This is a genomic window from Blautia sp. An46, assembly GCF_002161645.1.
Taxonomy (GTDB): domain Bacteria; phylum Bacillota; class Clostridia; order Lachnospirales; family Lachnospiraceae; genus Blautia; species Blautia ornithocaccae.
Map to the genome: position 1 here is coordinate 15,632 of NZ_NFIF01000023.1, position 18,255 is coordinate 33,886.

15 protein-coding genes are annotated in these 18,255 nt (G+C 46.3%); 11 read left to right on the top strand and 4 right to left on the bottom strand.

What is annotated here, in order from left to right; translation table 11 throughout:
• The first annotated feature begins 141 nt into the window (after positions 1-141).
• From clpB to B5G00_RS15870, 8 genes are all read left to right on the top strand, one after another.
• Positions 142-2,748: an ATP-dependent chaperone ClpB gene (gene clpB, locus B5G00_RS15835; protein WP_087274488.1), complete on the top strand. Its 2,607-nt coding sequence runs from the start codon at positions 142-144 to the stop codon at positions 2,746-2,748.
• Between the two features lie 74 nt (positions 2,749-2,822).
• On the top strand, positions 2,823-2,996 hold the full coding sequence (locus B5G00_RS15840; protein ID WP_087274491.1) for a DUF4250 domain-containing protein: 174 nt from the start codon (positions 2,823-2,825) through the stop codon (positions 2,994-2,996).
• Between the two features lie 239 nt (positions 2,997-3,235).
• On the top strand, positions 3,236-5,395 hold the full coding sequence (gene nrdD / locus B5G00_RS15845) for an anaerobic ribonucleoside-triphosphate reductase (RefSeq protein WP_087274493.1): 2,160 nt from the start codon (positions 3,236-3,238) through the stop codon (positions 5,393-5,395).
• A 1-nt stretch (position 5,396) separates the two neighbouring features.
• Positions 5,397-5,954: an anaerobic ribonucleoside-triphosphate reductase activating protein gene (gene nrdG, locus B5G00_RS15850; RefSeq protein WP_087274495.1), complete on the top strand. Its 558-nt coding sequence runs from the start codon at positions 5,397-5,399 to the stop codon at positions 5,952-5,954.
• A 43-nt stretch (positions 5,955-5,997) separates the two neighbouring features.
• The gene (locus tag B5G00_RS15855) at positions 5,998-6,666 is read left to right on the top strand and encodes a response regulator transcription factor (RefSeq protein ID WP_087274497.1); all 669 of its coding nucleotides are present in this window, start codon (positions 5,998-6,000) and stop codon (positions 6,664-6,666) included.
• A 110-nt stretch (positions 6,667-6,776) separates the two neighbouring features.
• A complete protein-coding gene (locus B5G00_RS15860; protein ID WP_087274499.1) occupies positions 6,777-7,790 on the top strand; it encodes a sensor histidine kinase in 1,014 nt (337 codons plus the stop codon).
• Between the two features lie 198 nt (positions 7,791-7,988).
• Positions 7,989-8,756: an ABC transporter ATP-binding protein gene (locus B5G00_RS15865; protein ID WP_087274575.1), complete on the top strand. Its 768-nt coding sequence runs from the start codon at positions 7,989-7,991 to the stop codon at positions 8,754-8,756.
• On the top strand, positions 8,746-10,728 hold the full coding sequence (locus B5G00_RS15870) for an ABC transporter permease (RefSeq protein ID WP_087274502.1): 1,983 nt from the start codon (positions 8,746-8,748) through the stop codon (positions 10,726-10,728). Before B5G00_RS15865 ends, B5G00_RS15870 begins: the two co-directional genes overlap by 11 nt.
• 176 nt (positions 10,729-10,904) lie before the next feature.
• Here the strand turns inward: B5G00_RS15870 and B5G00_RS15875 are convergent, their stop codons facing one another.
• Entirely contained in the window at positions 10,905-12,380 is a 1,476-nt protein-coding gene (locus B5G00_RS15875; RefSeq protein ID WP_087274504.1) for a beta-glucuronidase, read from the bottom strand.
• A gap of 152 nt (positions 12,381-12,532) precedes the next feature.
• Here B5G00_RS15875 and B5G00_RS15880 point away from each other — a divergent pair, with 152 nt between their 5' ends.
• A complete protein-coding gene (locus B5G00_RS15880; RefSeq protein ID WP_087274506.1) occupies positions 12,533-12,808 on the top strand; it encodes a type II toxin-antitoxin system HicB family antitoxin in 276 nt (91 codons plus the stop codon).
• A gap of 3 nt (positions 12,809-12,811) precedes the next feature.
• Here the strand turns inward: B5G00_RS15880 and B5G00_RS15885 are convergent, their stop codons facing one another.
• The 3 genes from B5G00_RS15885 to B5G00_RS15895 form a co-directional block, all read right to left on the bottom strand.
• A complete protein-coding gene (locus B5G00_RS15885) occupies positions 12,812-14,563 on the bottom strand; it encodes a hypothetical protein (RefSeq protein WP_140403175.1) in 1,752 nt (583 codons plus the stop codon).
• A 4-nt stretch (positions 14,564-14,567) separates the two neighbouring features.
• Positions 14,568-15,422: an AAA family ATPase gene (locus tag B5G00_RS15890; protein ID WP_087274577.1), complete on the bottom strand. Its 855-nt coding sequence runs from the start codon at positions 15,420-15,422 to the stop codon at positions 14,568-14,570.
• Positions 15,423-15,748: 326 nt separating this feature from the next.
• A complete protein-coding gene (locus tag B5G00_RS15895; RefSeq protein ID WP_087274510.1) occupies positions 15,749-16,090 on the bottom strand; it encodes a hypothetical protein in 342 nt (113 codons plus the stop codon).
• Between the two features lie 388 nt (positions 16,091-16,478).
• Here B5G00_RS15895 and B5G00_RS15900 point away from each other — a divergent pair, with 388 nt between their 5' ends.
• Together B5G00_RS15900 and B5G00_RS15905 are read left to right on the top strand one after the other, a co-directional pair.
• Entirely contained in the window at positions 16,479-17,162 is a 684-nt protein-coding gene (locus B5G00_RS15900; protein WP_087274579.1) for a response regulator transcription factor, read from the top strand.
• Positions 17,155-18,189, top strand: coding sequence for a sensor histidine kinase (locus B5G00_RS15905; RefSeq protein WP_087274513.1), 1,035 nt, complete (start codon positions 17,155-17,157; stop codon positions 18,187-18,189). Before B5G00_RS15900 ends, B5G00_RS15905 begins: the two co-directional genes overlap by 8 nt.
• Positions 18,190-18,255 lie beyond the last annotated feature (66 nt).

The window sequence follows — 18,255 nt, forward strand, 5'->3', positions numbered from 1 at the left end:
GCGAAATTTTAGTTCGAAATTTTCAAAAAATTTTAGCACTCAAGTCTTGACACTGCTAACAACAGGTGTTATATTAACACTAGAACAAGAAAACCAGGCCTGCACAGCAGGCTATTTCATAAGACAATGGAGGGGATTTGTATGAATATCAGTAAATTCACGCAGAAATCGCTTCAGGCTGTTCAGGATTTGGAGAAGACAGCATATGAGTTTGGCAATCAGGAGGTTGAACAGGAGCATCTGCTCTATAATCTTCTGCATCAGGAGGACAGTCTGACATTAAAGCTTATTGAGAAAATGGAGATTCAGAAGGAACATTTTCTTACAAGAGTAGAACAGGCTCTGAATGCCAGGACAAAGGTTTCAGGAGGACAGCCCTATATCGGCCAGTATTTGAATAAAGCCCTGGTAAGTGCAGAGGATGAGGCAAAAGCTATGGGAGACGAATATGTCTCTGTAGAACATCTGGTTCTGGCTCTGTTGGATAATCCCAGTCCTTCTATGAAGAAACTGTGGCAGGAATACGGGATTACCAAGGAACGGTTTTTACAGGCTTTAAGTACAGTAAGAGGCAATCAGAGAGTGACTACAGATAACCCGGAGGTCACTTATGACACTTTGAATAAATACGGACAGGATCTGGTGGAAAAAGCCAGAGAGCAGAAGCTGGACCCGGTAATCGGACGGGACAGTGAGATCCGGAATGTGATCCGGATCCTTTCCAGAAAGACCAAGAACAACCCGGTGCTCATCGGTGAACCAGGAGTAGGTAAAACTGCAGCCGTTGAGGGTCTGGCTCAGAGGATTGTCCAGGGAGACGTGCCTGAGGGACTGAAAGATAAAAAAATCTTTGCTCTGGATATGGGGGCTCTGGTGGCAGGAGCCAAGTACAGAGGTGAGTTTGAGGAAAGGCTGAAAGCCGTTCTGGAAGAGGTTAAGAAAAGCGAAGGCCAGATTATCCTGTTTATTGATGAGCTCCACCTGATCGTAGGAGCCGGAAAGACTGACGGAGCCATGGATGCGGGAAATATGCTGAAGCCTATGCTGGCAAGAGGAGAGCTTCACTGTATCGGTGCGACTACTCTTGATGAATACCGGAAATATATTGAAAAAGATGCTGCTCTGGAGAGAAGGTTCCAGCCGGTTATGGTTGACGAACCTACAGTGGAGGATACTATTTCCATTCTCCGTGGTCTGAAAGAACGTTATGAGGTCTTCCATGGGGTAAAGATCACAGACAGCGCCCTGGTAGCTGCGGCTACTCTTTCTGACCGGTATATTTCCGACAGGTTCCTGCCGGATAAGGCTATTGACCTGGTAGATGAAGCCTGCGCCCTGATCAAGACAGAACTGGATTCCATGCCTGCAGAGCTGGATGAACTGCGTCGGAAGATCATGCAGATGGAGATCGAAGAGGCGGCTCTTAAGAAAGAAAATGACCGTCTCAGCCAGGACCGGCTAGTAGAGCTCCAGAAGGAAATGGCGGAACTGAAGGACCAGTTTAACAGTCAGAAAGCTCAGTGGGATAATGAGAAAACTACAGTAGAGCATCTTCAGAAACTGCGGGAGCAGATTGAAGATATGAATAACCAGATCCAGAAAGCCCAGAGAGACTATGACCTGAACGAGGCAGCAAGGCTTCAGTACGGAGAACTGCCCAAGCTGCAGAAACAGTTGGAAATAGAGGAAGAAAAAGCAAAGAACCAGGATCTGTCTCTGGTTCACGAAAGCGTGACGGAAGATGAGATTGCCAGGATCATTTCCCGGTGGACGGGAATTCCTGTGGCAAAACTTACTGAGGGAGAGCGTACCAAGATCCTTCATCTGGAAGATGAGCTTCACAAACGTGTAATCGGACAGGACGAGGGCGTTTCTAAGGTGACAGACGCCATTATCCGTTCTAAGGCAGGCATTAAGGATCCTACCAAGCCTATCGGTTCCTTCCTGTTCCTTGGCCCTACTGGCGTTGGTAAGACAGAGCTGGCTAAGACTTTGGCGGCTACTCTTTTTGATGATGAGCAGAATATGGTCCGCATCGACATGAGTGAATATATGGAGAAATATTCTGTGTCCAGACTGATCGGAGCGCCTCCGGGATATGTAGGATACGAAGAGGGAGGACAGCTTACAGAAGCAGTGAGAAGAAAACCTTACTCCGTAGTCCTTTTTGATGAGATCGAGAAGGCCCATCCTGACGTGTTTAATGTGCTTTTACAGGTGCTGGATGATGGACGTATCACAGATTCTCAGGGCAGGACTGTGGACTTTAAGAATACCATCCTTATTATGACCTCTAATATTGGCTCTACCTATCTGCTGGAGGGCATTGAGGAAAATGGTGAGATCAGACAGGAGGCCCGGGATATGGTGGAGAAGGACCTGCGGGCCCATTTCCGTCCGGAATTTTTGAACCGCCTAGATGAGATCATCATGTTTAAGCCTCTTACCAAAGAGAATATCGGCGGTATCGTAGACCTGCTCATGGCAGATCTTAATAAGAGACTGAGAGACCAGGAATTATCTATAGAATTGACAAATGCCGCAAAAGATTATATTATTGAAGGCGGATACGACCCTGTCTACGGCGCCCGCCCTCTGAAACGGTATGTACAGAAGTATGTGGAAACTCTTACTGCAAGACTGATCCTTTCCGGAGACGTAAGAGCAGATGACAGGATCATCATAGATCTGGAGAACGGCCAGCTTACGGCTCACAGGGAATCTGTTCAGGATACTCCTGAGAATTGATGCTTCAGGAGGCTGTTGGCTTTTGGAAGACTGAAACGGCTCCAGTGAATATCCGGGATTAAAGGAGGAAGACCATGATACCCAAGGATCCGGTAATGCTTTTAAGCTATGTAAATACCCAGCTTCGTGATTTCTATGCATCCTTTTCTTCTATGTGTGAGGACAAAGGACTGAATCCAGAAGAGATTAAGACAAAGCTGGCGGGGATTGACTACGAGTATGACAGAGCCAGAAATCAGTTTGTATAAGAGATACAGAAGAATACGGAAAAAATAAGGGCAGGCCTGAAACTGGTGCCGGAGCTTTCCGGAACAGGTTTTAGGCCTGTTTTGTGCGTCTGAGCTCATAGCTGAACAGTTTTTAAAAACACAGGATAATGTATTTTGGGTATTGCGCTATACTATATTTTGTATTAGAATAGGCCTTGGACCAATATATGAAGTATAACCAGGTCATTTCAGATAGATACAGCAAGGAGAAAAAAGATATGAAGATTATTAAGAGAAATGGTTCGGAAGAAGCATTTGACGTAAAGAAAATCGAAGCGGCAGTCAGGAAGGCAGACAGTTCATCAGAGACCAGAAGCCTGACAGACGCCCAGATTGAGGACATTGCAGAATTTGTGGAGTTCAAATGTAATAAGCTGAACCGGGCAGTGGCTGTGGAAGAAATCCAAGATATGGTTGAAAATCAGATTATGGCTACAGGGGCATTTGAGCTGGCCAGACAGTATGTGAGATACCGTTATAAACGTTCTCTGGTACGTAAGGCGAATACCACAGACAACCGGATCCTTTCACTGATCGAATGTAATAATGAGGAGGTCCGGCAGGAAAATTCCAATAAAAATCCTACAGTCAACAGTGTACAGAGGGATTATATGGCAGGAGAAGTCAGCAAGGACCTGACACAGCGAATGCTGCTGCCGGAAGATATTGTAGAGGCAGACCATCAGGGGATCATTCATTTCCACGATTCCGATTATTACGCCCAGCATATGCACAACTGCGACCTGGTCAATCTGGAAGACATGCTCCAGAACGGTACGGTGATCAGCGGCACTATGATCGAGAAGCCCCACAGCTTTTCAACAGCCTGCAACATTGCCACACAGATCATTGCTCAGGTAGCCAGCAACCAGTATGGAGGACAGAGTATTTCTCTCACACATCTGGCGCCTTTTGTCCAGGTATCCAGGGATAAGATTCGGACAGAAGTTCTTCAGGAAATGAAACTCATCGGCGTGGACTACTCAGATGATATTTTAAATCAGATCGTTGAGGGACGGCTGAAAAAGGAGATTACAAAGGGCGTTCAGACCATCGAATACCAGGTGATCACACTGATGACAACAAACGGCCAGGCCCCCTTCCTTACAGTATTCATGTATCTTAACGAAGCAAAGACAGAGGCCGAGAAAAAGGACCTGGCAATGATCATAGAGGAAACTCTGAAACAGAGATACAAAGGTGTAAAGAATGAGGCGGGAGTCTGGGTGACCCCGGCATTTCCGAAACTGATCTATGTTCTGGAAGAAGATAATCTCCAGGAAGGAGATCCTTACTACTATCTTACAGAGCTTGCTGCAAAATGTACGGCAAAACGTCTGGTGCCGGATTATATTTCCGAGAAGAAGATGAAAGAGCTTAAGGAAGGAAACTGCTTCCCGGTAATGGGCTGCAGAAGCGCCCTGAGTCCCTGGAAAGATGAGGAGGGCAACTATAAGTTCTATGGACGATTTAATCAGGGAGTTGTCACCATTAACCTTGTGGACGTGGCTCTGTCTTCCGGCGGCGATGAAGATAAATTCTGGAAGATTTTTGACGAGAGACTGGACCTCTGCTACCGGGCTTTGATGTGCAGGCATAACCGTCTGAAAGGAACCTTATCAGATGCAGCGCCTATCCTTTGGCAGTATGGCGCCCTGGCCCGGCTGAAAAAAGGGGAGACCATTGATAAGCTGTTATACGGAGGTTACTCTACTATTTCTCTGGGGTATGCAGGGCTGTATGAATGTGTGAAATACATGACAGGAAAATCTCATACAGACCCGGAGGCAACACCTTTTGCCCTTCAGGTCATGAAGCATATGAATGAAGTCTGCGAGAAATGGAAAGAAGAGACCAATATTGGATTCAGCATTTACGGTTCTCCTATTGAGAGTACTACTTATAAATTTGCAAAATGTCTTCAGAAGAGATTCGGCATTGTTCCCGGAGTGACAGATAAGAACTATATTACCAACAGCTACCATGTACATGTCAGCGAGGAAATCGATGCCTTTTCAAAACTGAAATTTGAGGCTCAGTTCCAGGCTCTTTCCACAGGAGGCGCCATCAGCTATGTGGAGGTGCCGAATATGCAGGATAATATTCCGGCAGTGCTCCAGGTGATCCGTTTTATCTACGACAATATCATGTACGCAGAGTTAAATACAAAAAGCGATTACTGTCAGGAATGCGGTTATGACGGAGAAATCCAGATCGTGACCAATGAAGACGGAAAGCTGGAGTGGGAATGCCCCAACTGCGGCAATCGGAATCAGGATACCCTGAATGTGGCAAGACGTACCTGCGGTTATATTGGAACACAGTTCTGGAACCAGGGAAGGACCCAGGAAATCAGAGAAAGGGTGCTGCATTTATAATATGAATTACGGGGAAATAAAGAAATGTGACATTGCAAACGGAGAGGGAGTTCGGGTCTCCCTCTTCGTTTCCGGCTGCAGACATCACTGTCCGGGCTGCTTTAACCAGGCTACATGGGATTTTAGTTATGGAAAAGAATTTACAGAGGAAACAGAGAAACAGCTTCTGGAACTCCTCAGGCCGGATTATATTGATGGCCTTTCCCTCCTTGGAGGAGAGCCTTTTGAGCCGGAAAATCAAGAGGTCCTTACAGAACTTCTCAGAAAGGTGAAGAAACTTTATCCGGAGAAAACTGTCTGGTGTTACAGCGGATATCTTTTTGACAAAGAACTGCTGAATCCCAGCCGGGCAAGGTGCGGCTATACAGATGAAATGCTGTCCAGGATAGATGTGCTGGTAGACGGGCGGTTTGTAGAGACGCTGAAAGATATACGCCTTGTATTCAGAGGATCTTCAAACCAGAGGATCATCGATGTGAAGCAAAGTCTGGAAACAGGGGAAATCCGGCTGTGGACGCCGAAGATCAGGCGGGGAATTTCGCCGGAAACCGAAAAATAGGACACAGCGGCGCAAAAAGCCGCAGAAGCAGAGGTGGGCAGGAATGAAGAAAATTGCTGTGGTGGAGGACGACAGGGTATTGAGGAAAGCTCTGAAAAGCCTTCTGGAAGAAAATGGATATGGGACCTGCTGTTTAGAGGATTTTTCCAATGTTGAGGAAGAAATTTTAAGGGCCGGCCCGGATATGGTGCTGCTGGATATTCTCCTTCCAGGAACCAATGGACAGGAGATTTTGAGAAATCTGCGGCAGAAATCCCAGATTCCGGTGATCATGGTTACCAGCAGAGAGGGAGATATGGACCAGATCCTGGCCATGAGCTACGGAGCAGATGATTATATTACAAAGCCCTATAATCCTACCCTTCTTCTGCTGAAACTGGAGGCAGTATTCCGGAGGATCCAGCCTGAAACGCCTCAGGAGGAAGTGACCTGGGGAGGGATTACACTGAACCTCCTGCGCGGCACCATGACCCATGAAGGGGAAGAACGGGTGCTGTCCAAAAACGAATTTTCTATTTTTTATTACCTGGTAAAAAACCAGGGACGGATCGTGTCCAGAGACGAACTTATGGATTATCTCTGGGACTGCAACGATTTTGTAGACGATAATACCCTGACAGTAAATATCAACCGGCTCAGAAAAAAACTGGAAGAAGCAGGCATCCGGAATGCCATAGAAACCAGAAGAGGACAAGGGTACATCTTACTATGAAAGCCCAGTCTCAAAGCAGAGACCTGCGGTGCAAGGCACGAAGCAATCCGTGGGGCTTTCATAGATGGCACTTCAAAACTGAGCCCCATCAGCGGACAGGGGAGAGTGGAATGAAGAAAAGGGCATATTTGAAAGACAACTGGAGACTGGTCCTTCTGTGGCTGCTTACAGCGGGGCTGACAGAGCTGGTAATGTATTTTTTCCAGGTCCAGGCAGAGCTGATGATCCTGACACTGGGAATCTGGCTGCTGGGACTTGTGAGAACGCTTTCCTGGGATTATATGAGGAAGAACAGGTTCTACCGGGAGCTGGAAGAAAAGATGGGGAACCTGGAAGAAAAATACCTTATCCAGGAAATGATAAAGAAACCGGAATTTCTGGAGGGAAGGATTCTTTATAACACTGTGGAACAGATGGGAAAGGCCATGAGCGATCAGATTTTTGAACAGCAGAGGAGAAACAATGCCTTTAAACAGTATGTGGAGACCTGGATCCATGAAGTGAAGCTGCCCATTGCCAGTATGAGGCTTCTTCTCCACAAGGACAGAGGTGAGACCTCCAGGGTTATGAAAGAACAGGTTTCCAGGATAGACAGTTATGTGGAACAGGTTCTCTACTATCTCAGAAGCCAGGTTCCGGAAAAGGATTATGTGATCCGGGAATATTCTCTGAAGGCGGTAACAGACCAGGCCATTTCCAGAAACCGGGACAGTCTGATCCTGAACCATATCCGGATCATTCAGGAGACAGAAGATATTCCGGTGCTGACAGATGAAAAATGGCTGAGCTTTATTCTGGGCCAGCTTCTGAGCAACAGTGTGAAATACAAAAGAGAAGAGGAGGCCTGTATACGGATCCGCAGCAGCAGGACTTCCAGGGGAACTTTGCTGTCTGTGTGGGACAATGGTATGGGAATCCAAAAGGCAGATCTTCCCCGTATCTTCGAACATTCCTTTACCGGAGAAAATGGAAGAAGGGGACAGAGTTCTACGGGCATGGGACTGTATCTGTGCAAAAAACTCTGCCACAGACTGGGACACCGGATCTGGGCAGAATCTGAAAAAGGAGTTTATACGGAGATATTTATAGAATTTGGACAGGATAAACATACAGAGATGGCTTAGATCTGCAAATGCATATCAAGGCCATCTTTTTTCTGCTATAAGATTTTACCAACCTTACAGAGATGTAAGATTAAGTAATGGAAATCCATGGATGGGGGAAGAGCCTTTTTCTATAATAGAGACAGTATAGGACAGAATAAGAAAGGAGTCGTGGAATCCCTTCTATTCTGTGCAGAAAAGAAAAAAGGAGGAAAATCTGTGGAGAAATTATTGGAAATCCAGCATATGATGAAATATTACGGAAACAAATCCAGCCTTACCAAGGCAGTAGATGATATCAGCTTTTCAGTAGAAAAGGGAGAATTTACGGCAGTTATGGGGGCCAGCGGTTCGGGAAAGACTACTCTTCTGAATTGCATTTCCACCATAGACCGGGTAACAGGCGGTCATATCCTGGTGGAGGGAAAAGATGTGACAAAGCTGAGAGGAAGAGGCCTTTCCAGATTCCGTCGGGAGAAACTGGGCTTTATTTTCCAGGATTTTAACCTGCTGGACACGCTGAACGGTTTTGACAATATCGCTCTGGCCCTTCAGATACAGAATGAGAAGCCGGGCAGGATTCCCGGAAAGGTAGAAGAGATTGCCCGGAAACTGAATATCCAGGAGGTACTGAAAAAATATCCCTACCAGATGTCCGGCGGCCAGAAACAGCGGTGTGCCTGTGCAAGGGCCATTGTAACGAACCCGTCCCTGATCCTGGCGGATGAGCCTACAGGAGCCCTGGATTCTCAAAGCGCAGGAATGCTTCTGGATAATCTGCAGTTCCTGAATCAGGAGCTGGGGGCAACGATTCTTATGGTAACCCATGATCCTCTCTGTGCCAGCTACAGTGGACGGGTGCTGTTTCTTAAAGATGGGAAACTTTTCCATGAACTGAGAAAGGGAGAATCCAGCCGGAAGGAATTTTTTGACCAGATCATTCATGTGATCGCATTACTGGGAGGTGACCTGAGCCGTGTTGTTTAGTCTGTCTGTTAAAAACTTCAGAAAGAGCATTCGGGATTATTCGATTTATTTTTTTACCATGATCCTGGGAGTAGCGGTTTTCTACATTTTCAATGCCATCGAAACCCAGACAGCTATGATGGAAGTTTCCCAGACAAAGGCAGCTATTATCGATTCTATGAACGGGATCATGTCCGGGGTAAGTATTTTTGTCTCTCTGGTCCTGGGATACCTTATTGTCTATGCCAGCAGGTTTATGCTGAAAAAACGGAAAAGGGAATTCGGCATCTACCTTACTTTGGGAATGGGACGTATCAGGCTGGCTGCTATGCTGTGGCTGGAGACTATCTGGATGGGACTGATCTCCCTGGCTGTGGGTCTGCTGGCTGGAATGGGGATTTCCCAGCTGATGTCTCTGATCGTGTCCAATCTTTTTCAGGCAGATGTATCCAGATATGAATTTGTGATTTCCGGTCAGGCAGTGGGGAAAAGTATCTTGTATTTTCTCCTGATCTATCTGGTGGTGATGATTTTTAATACCCTTTCTGTAAGCCGGGCCAGGCTGGCAGAGTTTCTCACTGCAGGAAGGAAAAAGGAGAAAAACTTTCTGAAAAAGCCCCTTCTCAGCGGACTGGTATTTTTACTGGCTGTAGTGATGCTGGGAACTGTCTACTATAATGTGACTGCAAATCAGCAGGCTATGACCACAGAAACAGATGTACTGACCCAGGTGCTCCTGGGGATCTTTGGAACTTTTCTGGTGTTCTGGTCATTGTCCGGTTTTCTTATGACAGCAGCAGGAAAATTCAGAAAGCTGTACTACCGGCGGCTGAATTCTTTTGTAGTGGGAGAGCTTTCCAATAAGCTGAATTCTACGGTAATGGCCTGCAGCGTGATCTGTCTGCTGCTCTTTATGACCATCTGTCTTTTGTTTACCGCCATTGCCAGAAAAGAATATAAGGATCAGGAAGCGGCAAAGCTGGCTCCGGTGTCTGTTTCCATGTCTAAAGAAATGACAGATTCTCAGTCCATTTTTGATATTATGGAAGTCCGTGGGATTTCTATGGAAGATTTTCAGGATCTGGTCAGCGTCTATACCTATCATCTGGATGAGGTGACTAACTATACTTTGATTGGTGAATCTTATGGTGAGGAGTATGACAATCAGAAGGCAGAGGTGATGAAGGTGGGGGATTATAATAGGGCGGCCAGAGTTTATCATATGCCAGAGTATGAACTGGAGGAAGATGAGTACCTGATCGTAGCAGATCAGGAAGGTGCTGTGTATATACGGAACAGAGGCCTTGCAGATGATCGGGAGATTACCATTAAAGGAAAAGGCTATCATGCAAAAGAAAATACCTGTCAGGACGGCTATCTTCTGATGTCTTACCAGCCGCAAAACTCTGGTATCTTTCTGGTGCCGGACTCTGTAAAACTGGGAGAAGAGGAACAGTATAAGAATTATGTTATGGGAGATTACCGGGATAAGAGCAAAGAATTTGCTCAGGAAATGGACAAGAATTTTGCACAGATACTGAATCCGGAACAGAGCACCTATGGGAAGATACAGGTAACTACCCAGTCTGCTATTTATGATGACAGCATCGGCACCAGCGCTATGTACATCTTTCTGGGCCTGTATCTGGGAATCTGCTTTCTGATCTCCGGCTCTGCAGTGCTGGCTCTGAAAATTCTTTCAGACAGTGCAGACAGCAGAGAGAAGTATCAGATACTGCAGCAGCTGGGCTGTGAAGAAAAAGAAATCCGAAGAGCTTTAAGACGGCAGAATGGCCTTTTATTTCTGCTGCCCCTTCTTCTGTCAGCAGTACATGCCATATTTGGTATACAGGTATGCCGGACAATGCTCTCTATCTATGGTTCCAAGGGCTCCGGGACTGCTCTGGCAGTGACCATGGCCCTTACAGGAGCCATCTATGGAGGATATTTCCTGTTATCCCATAAGTGTTCTGTAAAGATCGTAAAAGAATAAAAGAAAATCGGACTTAGTGTACTGTAGCATTCACTTTCAGCATAATGACGACAAATGAACTTTCCACTCTGCAAGGCGGAGGAATGAGGCGTAGCGGTGGATACGCTGATTGACGACAACGCCGCAGATGGAAGTTCAGGCAAGTCATTATGCGAAATGTGAGTGATACAGTACACTTAGTCTGTTACAAGGAAAGTCACGGTAGCAGGAGCCAGCGTTAGTGTTCCTGCTTCTACAGGAGATCCTTCAAGAGAAGGAAGCTGTGCGGTTCCTGTGAGCTCCAGAGGTTTTCCGTTGAGAAGAATCCTGGGAGAGCGGAGATATTCAGCGGACAGGGTGTAGACAGTACCTCTCCATGGCACTTCCAGGAGTGCAGCCTCTGAAGGGGAGTTATTGACGATCATATAGGCATACCCTTTTTTCCCGTCTTTTCTGGAATGGACATAGCAGTGGAACCCTTCTCGGATTTCCTGGCCCAAGTCATAGACTTTAGATCCCATCAGCCGGTTCCACAGCAGGGCAAGCCAGTAATTGGGCCGGGGCAGATGGGTTTCAAAGTCCAGATATCCATAATCGGAAGCCATAAAGGTGTTGTGGAAGATCACCCCGTCTGTAACTGTGCAGAAACGTCCAAGTTCATCGGCAGAGCGGATCACGTCCAGAAAAGTGGAGGCCCAGGTATTTCCTCCGCAGCCTGCATCGCCGGATTCTGTGACCCACATCTGGGCACCGGGACAATATTGATCCCGCAGCTTCTTGTAATAGCAGGCAGCTTCCCATGGAATCCCCAGGTATTCTTCTGAAAGGGCCTTGTCACCCGGCCAGTGTATGCCCAGGAAAGCCCCTCTTTCAGAAAAGCAGTTGTACATATGGTAGCTGTATACATCTGCCTGCTCTTTGCAGCCTTCCAGGAGATCTTCCGAGGGAATCACGGATAAGTTGTGATAGCCTACATAGGGGCTGAATTTTTCTCCGCTGGAACAGGGACCCACCGTAAGGATATCCGGATAATTTTCTTTAAGAAAACGGAAACAGAGATCCTGGTCCCGGCTGAAATCTTCCGGAGTATAGTTGGAAGGTGTCCCGCCCAGAATGGTAGTGTTTGGCTCATTCATAAATTCTACGGCGGAAATGGGAACACCATAGTCCCGGCTGTAGTCCAGGATAAGCTTTAGCTGTTCTGGGTTCCAGGTACCATCGGGATTCTGTACGCCGTCACAGTTAGCCGGAGAGATCAGCAGCTTTCCGTCTACATATTTTACAAAGTCCAGGAGCTGGTCCCACTGTTCCCGGGTGAGAATGCTGTGGAAGCCTTCCGGCACTTTTCCGCCGGTATGGCCGTCCAGATCATAATAGGTAGTGGTGGCCCAGGAGCCGCTGACCCGGATATATGCCGGCCCCAGGGCTTTGGCCAGTTCCAGGGCCCGTTGGTCCCGAAGGTCTGCAGGGGGAAACATTTCCAGAAGAGAGCCCATTTGAGACAGGTCAGCAAGCTGGGGAACTTCTTCTTTGCCTTCTATCTGGGCAGGAGTATAAAGTTTCCAGAAAGTGCCTCCGGTCACTTCGGTCATTTCTATGTTGTAGGAGATCAGCCGGCTGTCCATTTCCCTTAGAAAAGACAGGCTGCCGGTATTTAAAGTTATCTTTGTCATAATTCAAAACCCTCCATATCTCTATGATTAATTATTATACGAAACTTTAATATTCACCTGTTCCCCCGCTTGTGGTATACTGGTACAGTGCAGTCGTTGAACCTCTATGCACAAAGGGCTGCAATATCAGAAAAAGAGGAGTGAATATTATTATGAAATTTATATATCCTGCAGTGATCAGAAAAACAGAGGAAGGAAAATTCCAGGCATCCTTCCCGGATCTGGAGTGCTGCTACGCAACAGGTGATACTCTGGAAGAAGCAGTAGACAATGCCAATGAGGCAGCTTATGACTGGCTGTACCTGGAAATTTCAGAAGACGGGGATCTGCCTCCGGTATCAGATATTCATGATATAGAACTTCAGGAAGGAGAGCAAGTCCGGAACATCGCCGTAAATATTCGTTTTACGGAAGGCTGGGATGAGTAATGCTCAACTGTGAAGCTGCTGAATCTGTTTCTGGATCAGGGTTCCTGCGGCCTGAGAAAGTTGCTCAAGTTGTTCTATCCGGACATAATCCCGCTGATAGATCCTGGTGGCGGCAAGGGTGTCGGCATCACTGCCGTTTAGGATAGCCATAACTTTTATCCCCTCCTGTTTCAGCCGGTGAACCTCCAAAGCAGTATCTTCGATCCCCGGTTTTCCTGAATAATCCTGGCTGAGAACCCGCCCTTTTGAGGAATCTGGAGGAATCCGACGATCATCATTAGGGCTGGCATCTGTAAGGACAATAAGGAGCCTGTTTCCGGCTGGGGAGGACTCCATGAGATGTCCTGCACCCCGGAAAGCCAGTCCATCCCGGTTCCATCCGGCGGCGCAATAATCAAAGATTTCTTTGGAACAGTCTTTGTCCTCATAGCTTAGAAAACGTCGCATTACAGTAAAACCTTTCAGACTGAGAAAAGAATAGACCTGAAGGGGAATTCCACATTTTTGGAGGCTTTCGGCGATAATGTATCCCTGGAGAGCAATAATCTCCTGGCTTCCCAGACGGGATGCAGAGGCATCCAGCATCAGGTCCACAGAGAAATCGGGCTGTTCCTCGTCAGTAGTTTCCATAAATATACGGTCATCATCCAGCACCAGGGCCTTCCAGATTTCTCTTGGAAAGATCCTGCCGCTGCGGCTGGGTATTTTTAAGGGCTGAGGATAGACCAGCATAGCGTTTTTTATCTGCTGAGTCAGCTGGTGGATACTGTTTTGACAAAAGTCACGCCTACTTTGATAATAGGCTTCATTTTTCTTCCTTTGTGTCTCCGCATCCCGGAGAAATTTCTGCACAAGGGCATTTTTTTCCTCTACAGGTGCCGGCTTTCCCTCTGTGAAATAAAGGCGGCAGTTCTCATGGCTGTCAGTACAGAGAATATTTTCCAGCTGAAGAGAGTCTTCCCCTGAATACAAAGGAAGTCCAAAGCAGCTTTGGATATACTGATAATCAGCAGCAGTTTCCGAAGGTTTTTTGGGAAGAAGTTCCAATCCCTGGAGGGCAGTGATCCTGCCATCGGCACTGCCGGTCCGTCCCATATTCAGATCGTCGCTGCGGATCAGCCGGCGGGACAGCCGCCGAAGAAAACGGTGGGAAAATCTTTCATGGACTCCGGTGAGAAATCCGGACAGATAGTGTTCCCGGCGGTAACGGAAGTATCGGTGGAAAATCTCCAGAGTCCGGTCATAAATTTCCTGAGCAGTGATGTCACCAGGGTATAAAAGGTCAGCAAAAAGCTGACGCTCCCAGGGATTTACAAGGCCAGGCTCTTTTCCCAGAACCTGGCGCCATTTAGCAGATTCCAAAGCATAGACCAGACTGTTCTGGGCCATCCACTGCTGCCGTGATTTCTGGTCGTCCTGACGGAAAAAATCCCGGGCGTGTTCCAGCCGTAGCTCTTTTAGTACCGGGCGATACCGGGATTCCCTGAGAAAGGCGCAGTTTTCCAGGGCAATCCAAAGAAGGCCGTCGTAGGTCTCCTTAAAAAGCCCTTCCTGTACGGAAGAATACAACCGGTTCATGATATCCTGGTCATACCATTTCCGTACATATCCGATAATAGAGTTCATATAAAAATCTGGTTCCCCATCAAGCCGGAAAGCCATGAAATCCGGCTGGAAATCATATTCTTCCGAAGCTGTCCATATGATGTTCATGGCCCGCCGCTGACAGGAGGTGTACATTCTTCTGTCTGCCATTTTCTTATCCTGCAAAAATACTTCCCGCAGTTGTCTTTCTGGAAATCCGGGAAGCGATCACATCTTGTATCAGAGATTGTTCATAGGCGTCAAAGGTCTTGTTGGTGATTCCCATATCCAGGGCTGCCAGAGGGGAAAGGCCCTTTTCTATGAGGCTTAAGGCATCCAGAAGTCCCCGTAAATCCAGGACCCGGCTGGTCAGTTCTCCGTTTTTGCACTTCTTTTCGATATCCTGGAACAGCCCGGCAAACTGCTGGATATAGGAGTTTTTCATAGAAGGGAATTCCCGTTTTAAAAGTTTTTCCAGATTGTCCTGGGAGATTTCCGGCATATGTATGACCATGAACCTGGAAGTCAGGGCTTCGTTAAGGTCCCTGGTACCGGCATAACCATAGTTCATTGTGGCGATAAACCGGGCTGCCTCATGAACAGAAATCCGGCTGTAGCCAGGGACATTTATCACCCTTCGGAAATCCAGAACAGAGTGGAGTACCGCAAGGGCTTCATTCCGGGCCATGTTAATCTCATCCAGGATACAGAAGCCGCCCTGATCGGCGCTTTCGTACACCGGTCCCGGGCGGAATACTACCTGCCCCTCCCGGAAGGTGTCCGTTCCGATCATATAGGAGGCGTCCATGTTAATATGAAAGGAGACATTCCAGCTTGGACGGCCAAAGACCTCTGCCAGATTTTCCGCCAGCATATTTTTTCCAGTAGCCTTAGCGCCGGCCAGAAGGAGATTTTTGCCGCAGAGCAAAGCCTGGGAAGCCTGTTCCCAGACTTCTTTTCCATAGTATACATATCGTGGAGCCCTCTGGCTGCATACTTCAGCTTGGCCATATTTTTGCCGGAATTCCATGATCCCTTCGATAATCCCTTTATCAATGTGTTCTTCCCGTAAAAAATCCAGCACTGTTTTTTACCTCATCTAAAAAATTTTGAAGGCCAGGTGCTAGGGACAAGACGATTTCCCACCTTTTGCCCCTGGTATCTCTCACAATATTATAGCACTCAAAGACAGGCACAACAAGTGTGGGTGAACGGGGGAGGAGCGTCTGTAACTGCAGGTCAAATGCAAAAAAGGTGTAAAATCTTTGACAGTTAAATAAGACTTTACACCTGTTATCCTCTTTGTGAACAAGAGAGATTATCTCATGATACACATAGAGGCTGTATCTTTAGTTTTTACATATAGGTTGGTTGATGAAGCAGGGTATCGGCGGTATGTGCATTTAAAATTTCATGTACACGTTCTACTTCATCAAAAATCATGGCATCCATATGCTTTAATTCCGAGATTTCTTTTTTAACATTTTCCATATCTGTTTTAAGAATGGAAACGTCTGTTTTGAGACCAGCAACGTCTGTTTTGAGACCAGCAACGTCTGTTTTGAGACCGGCAACGTCTGTTTTGAGACCAGCAACATCTGCTTTAAGGGTAGCAACGTCTGCTTTCAGGCTGCCGATATCGCTCTGCATATCTGTCATCTTTGACAAGATTAAATCTAACTTTTGCCCATCTGTCATAAAATCCCTCCCTTATTATTTAGGTGTATGTATTGTAGCATGCAACCATGCCAGGTGTAAAGTCTTATTAAAATGTCAAAGTACATGAATATTTTTGAAAAGGAATCGAAATTTAGAAATGCTGTAAGCTTAAAAGATAAGTTTTTAGATATTTTCATATTCATCATATAAAAACAGGCAGAAAAATGCAAGAGCAAAATTATGGTTTTATATTTATATTTAAAGCAAGACCTGGGCTGCTGTCTGCCAGAATCAGAATGTCTGTGCAAAGAGATAAATGGATTCTTGCGTGACAGAGAATTTTTTGATAGTATTTTATTACATGGGCAATGTAAATGCCGAGGGCCTGAGTAATGGGCGTTTACTTTTTTGTAGAGAGGGCAGACAGATGAGCAGAATATTAGTGATCGAGGATGACCAGCTTTTAAATGGAGGACTTTGTTTTAACCTTCAGAATGGAGGATATGAGACCATACCGGTGTATGACCTGAAAAGCGCCTATCCGGTGGTAGAATCCCAGAAATTTGATCTTATGCTGCTGGATGTAAATCTTCCTGACGGCAATGGATTTGATTTTGCCAGAGAGATACAGGGATTTAACCGGAAGCCCCTGATCTTTATTACAGCTCACGAGCTGGACGAGGAAGTTATGGAAGGCTTTTCCCTGGGAGCAGACGATTATATTACGAAACCTTTTAATGTACCGATCGCTATGCAGAGGATCCAGGCGGTTCTGAGAAGGACTATGGGAAATAAAGAAGAGCATATTTACCGGTGCGGAAATCTTGTGATCGATTTCGAGACCAGAACTGTAACAAAATCAGGTGAAAAGCTGGCACTGACGCCTACAGAGTTTAAGCTTCTCTATGTATTTGTTAAAAATGAAAATATGGCGCTTACCAGAAATCTGCTTTTGGAAAAGCTGTGGGACAGTGAGGGAAACTTTGTAGACGAACATACCCTGACTATTAATATCAGCAGATTAAGGGCAAAGATCAAAGACGCCCAGTATAAATATATCAAGACACTGTACGGCATGGGCTATCAGTGGATAGGAGTGCAGAATGAATAGAAGAATAAGTGCAGATACTCTTATTATGACAGTAGCCATAGGGGCCTGTGTCCTGTTCCTGGCTGCCACAGCTTTTTTTGGAAAAAGAGACTTTTTCACATTTTTATGCTATGGCTTCGGCATCGTGATGATCCTGATGATCCTGGCGGTACATAGAGTTTTCCGCAAGGCATTTATCGGATTTTCCGATAAGGTATGCACTCAGGTAGAAGAGCTTACCAAAGGGAATTTTCAGGAGCCGGGACCAGAGGAAGATACCCTTACTTCCAAGATTGAAATGAAGCTGGATAAGCTGTCAGATGTGATTCATTCTTCTTTAAGCACCCAGGAATTTCAAAAGCAGGAAATCCAGCAGATGGTATCTGATATTTCTCATCAGCTGAAAACTCCCATTGCTAATATCACCATGTACAGCTCCATGCTGGACTCTGGAAACTTTTCCAAGGAGCAGCGGAAACAGTTTGCTCAGGTTATTGAGAACCAGGTAAAAAAGCTGGAGTTTCTGGTAGATTCTCTTATGAAAATGTCCCGGCTGGAGACATCTCTGATTCATCTGGAGGTAAAGCCGGCCAGGATTTTTGACACTCTTTTCCAGGCTCTTTCTCAGGCAGGGGCCAAGGCAGAACAGAAAGAAATTGAACTGGAGTGCAGCTGCGATGAGGATCTGATGGTGCTTCATGATGCAAAATGGACCCAGGAGGCTTTGTTTAATATCCTGGATAATGCAGTAAAATATACCCCGGAAGGATGCCGGATTTCTGTATCTACAGAGGCCTGGGAGATGTTTACAAAGATTGATATTTCCGATACGGGGATCGGTATCGCAAAAGAGCATTATGAAGACATTTTTAAGCGGTTTTACCGGGAAGGAAAAGTGCATCTGGAGGAGGGGGTAGGCATCGGCCTGTATCTCAGCCGACAGATCATCACCCGGCAGGGAGGGTATATAAAAGTATCCTCAAAAGAAGGAGAAGGAACCACATTTTCCGTATTTCTTCCAAATGTCTTTGAAAAGAAAAAGAATTAAAAAGCGGCGTTTCCATACTGTCTGGTTTTTCTTCAGACAGTATAGGAAACGCCGCTTTTGTATTCC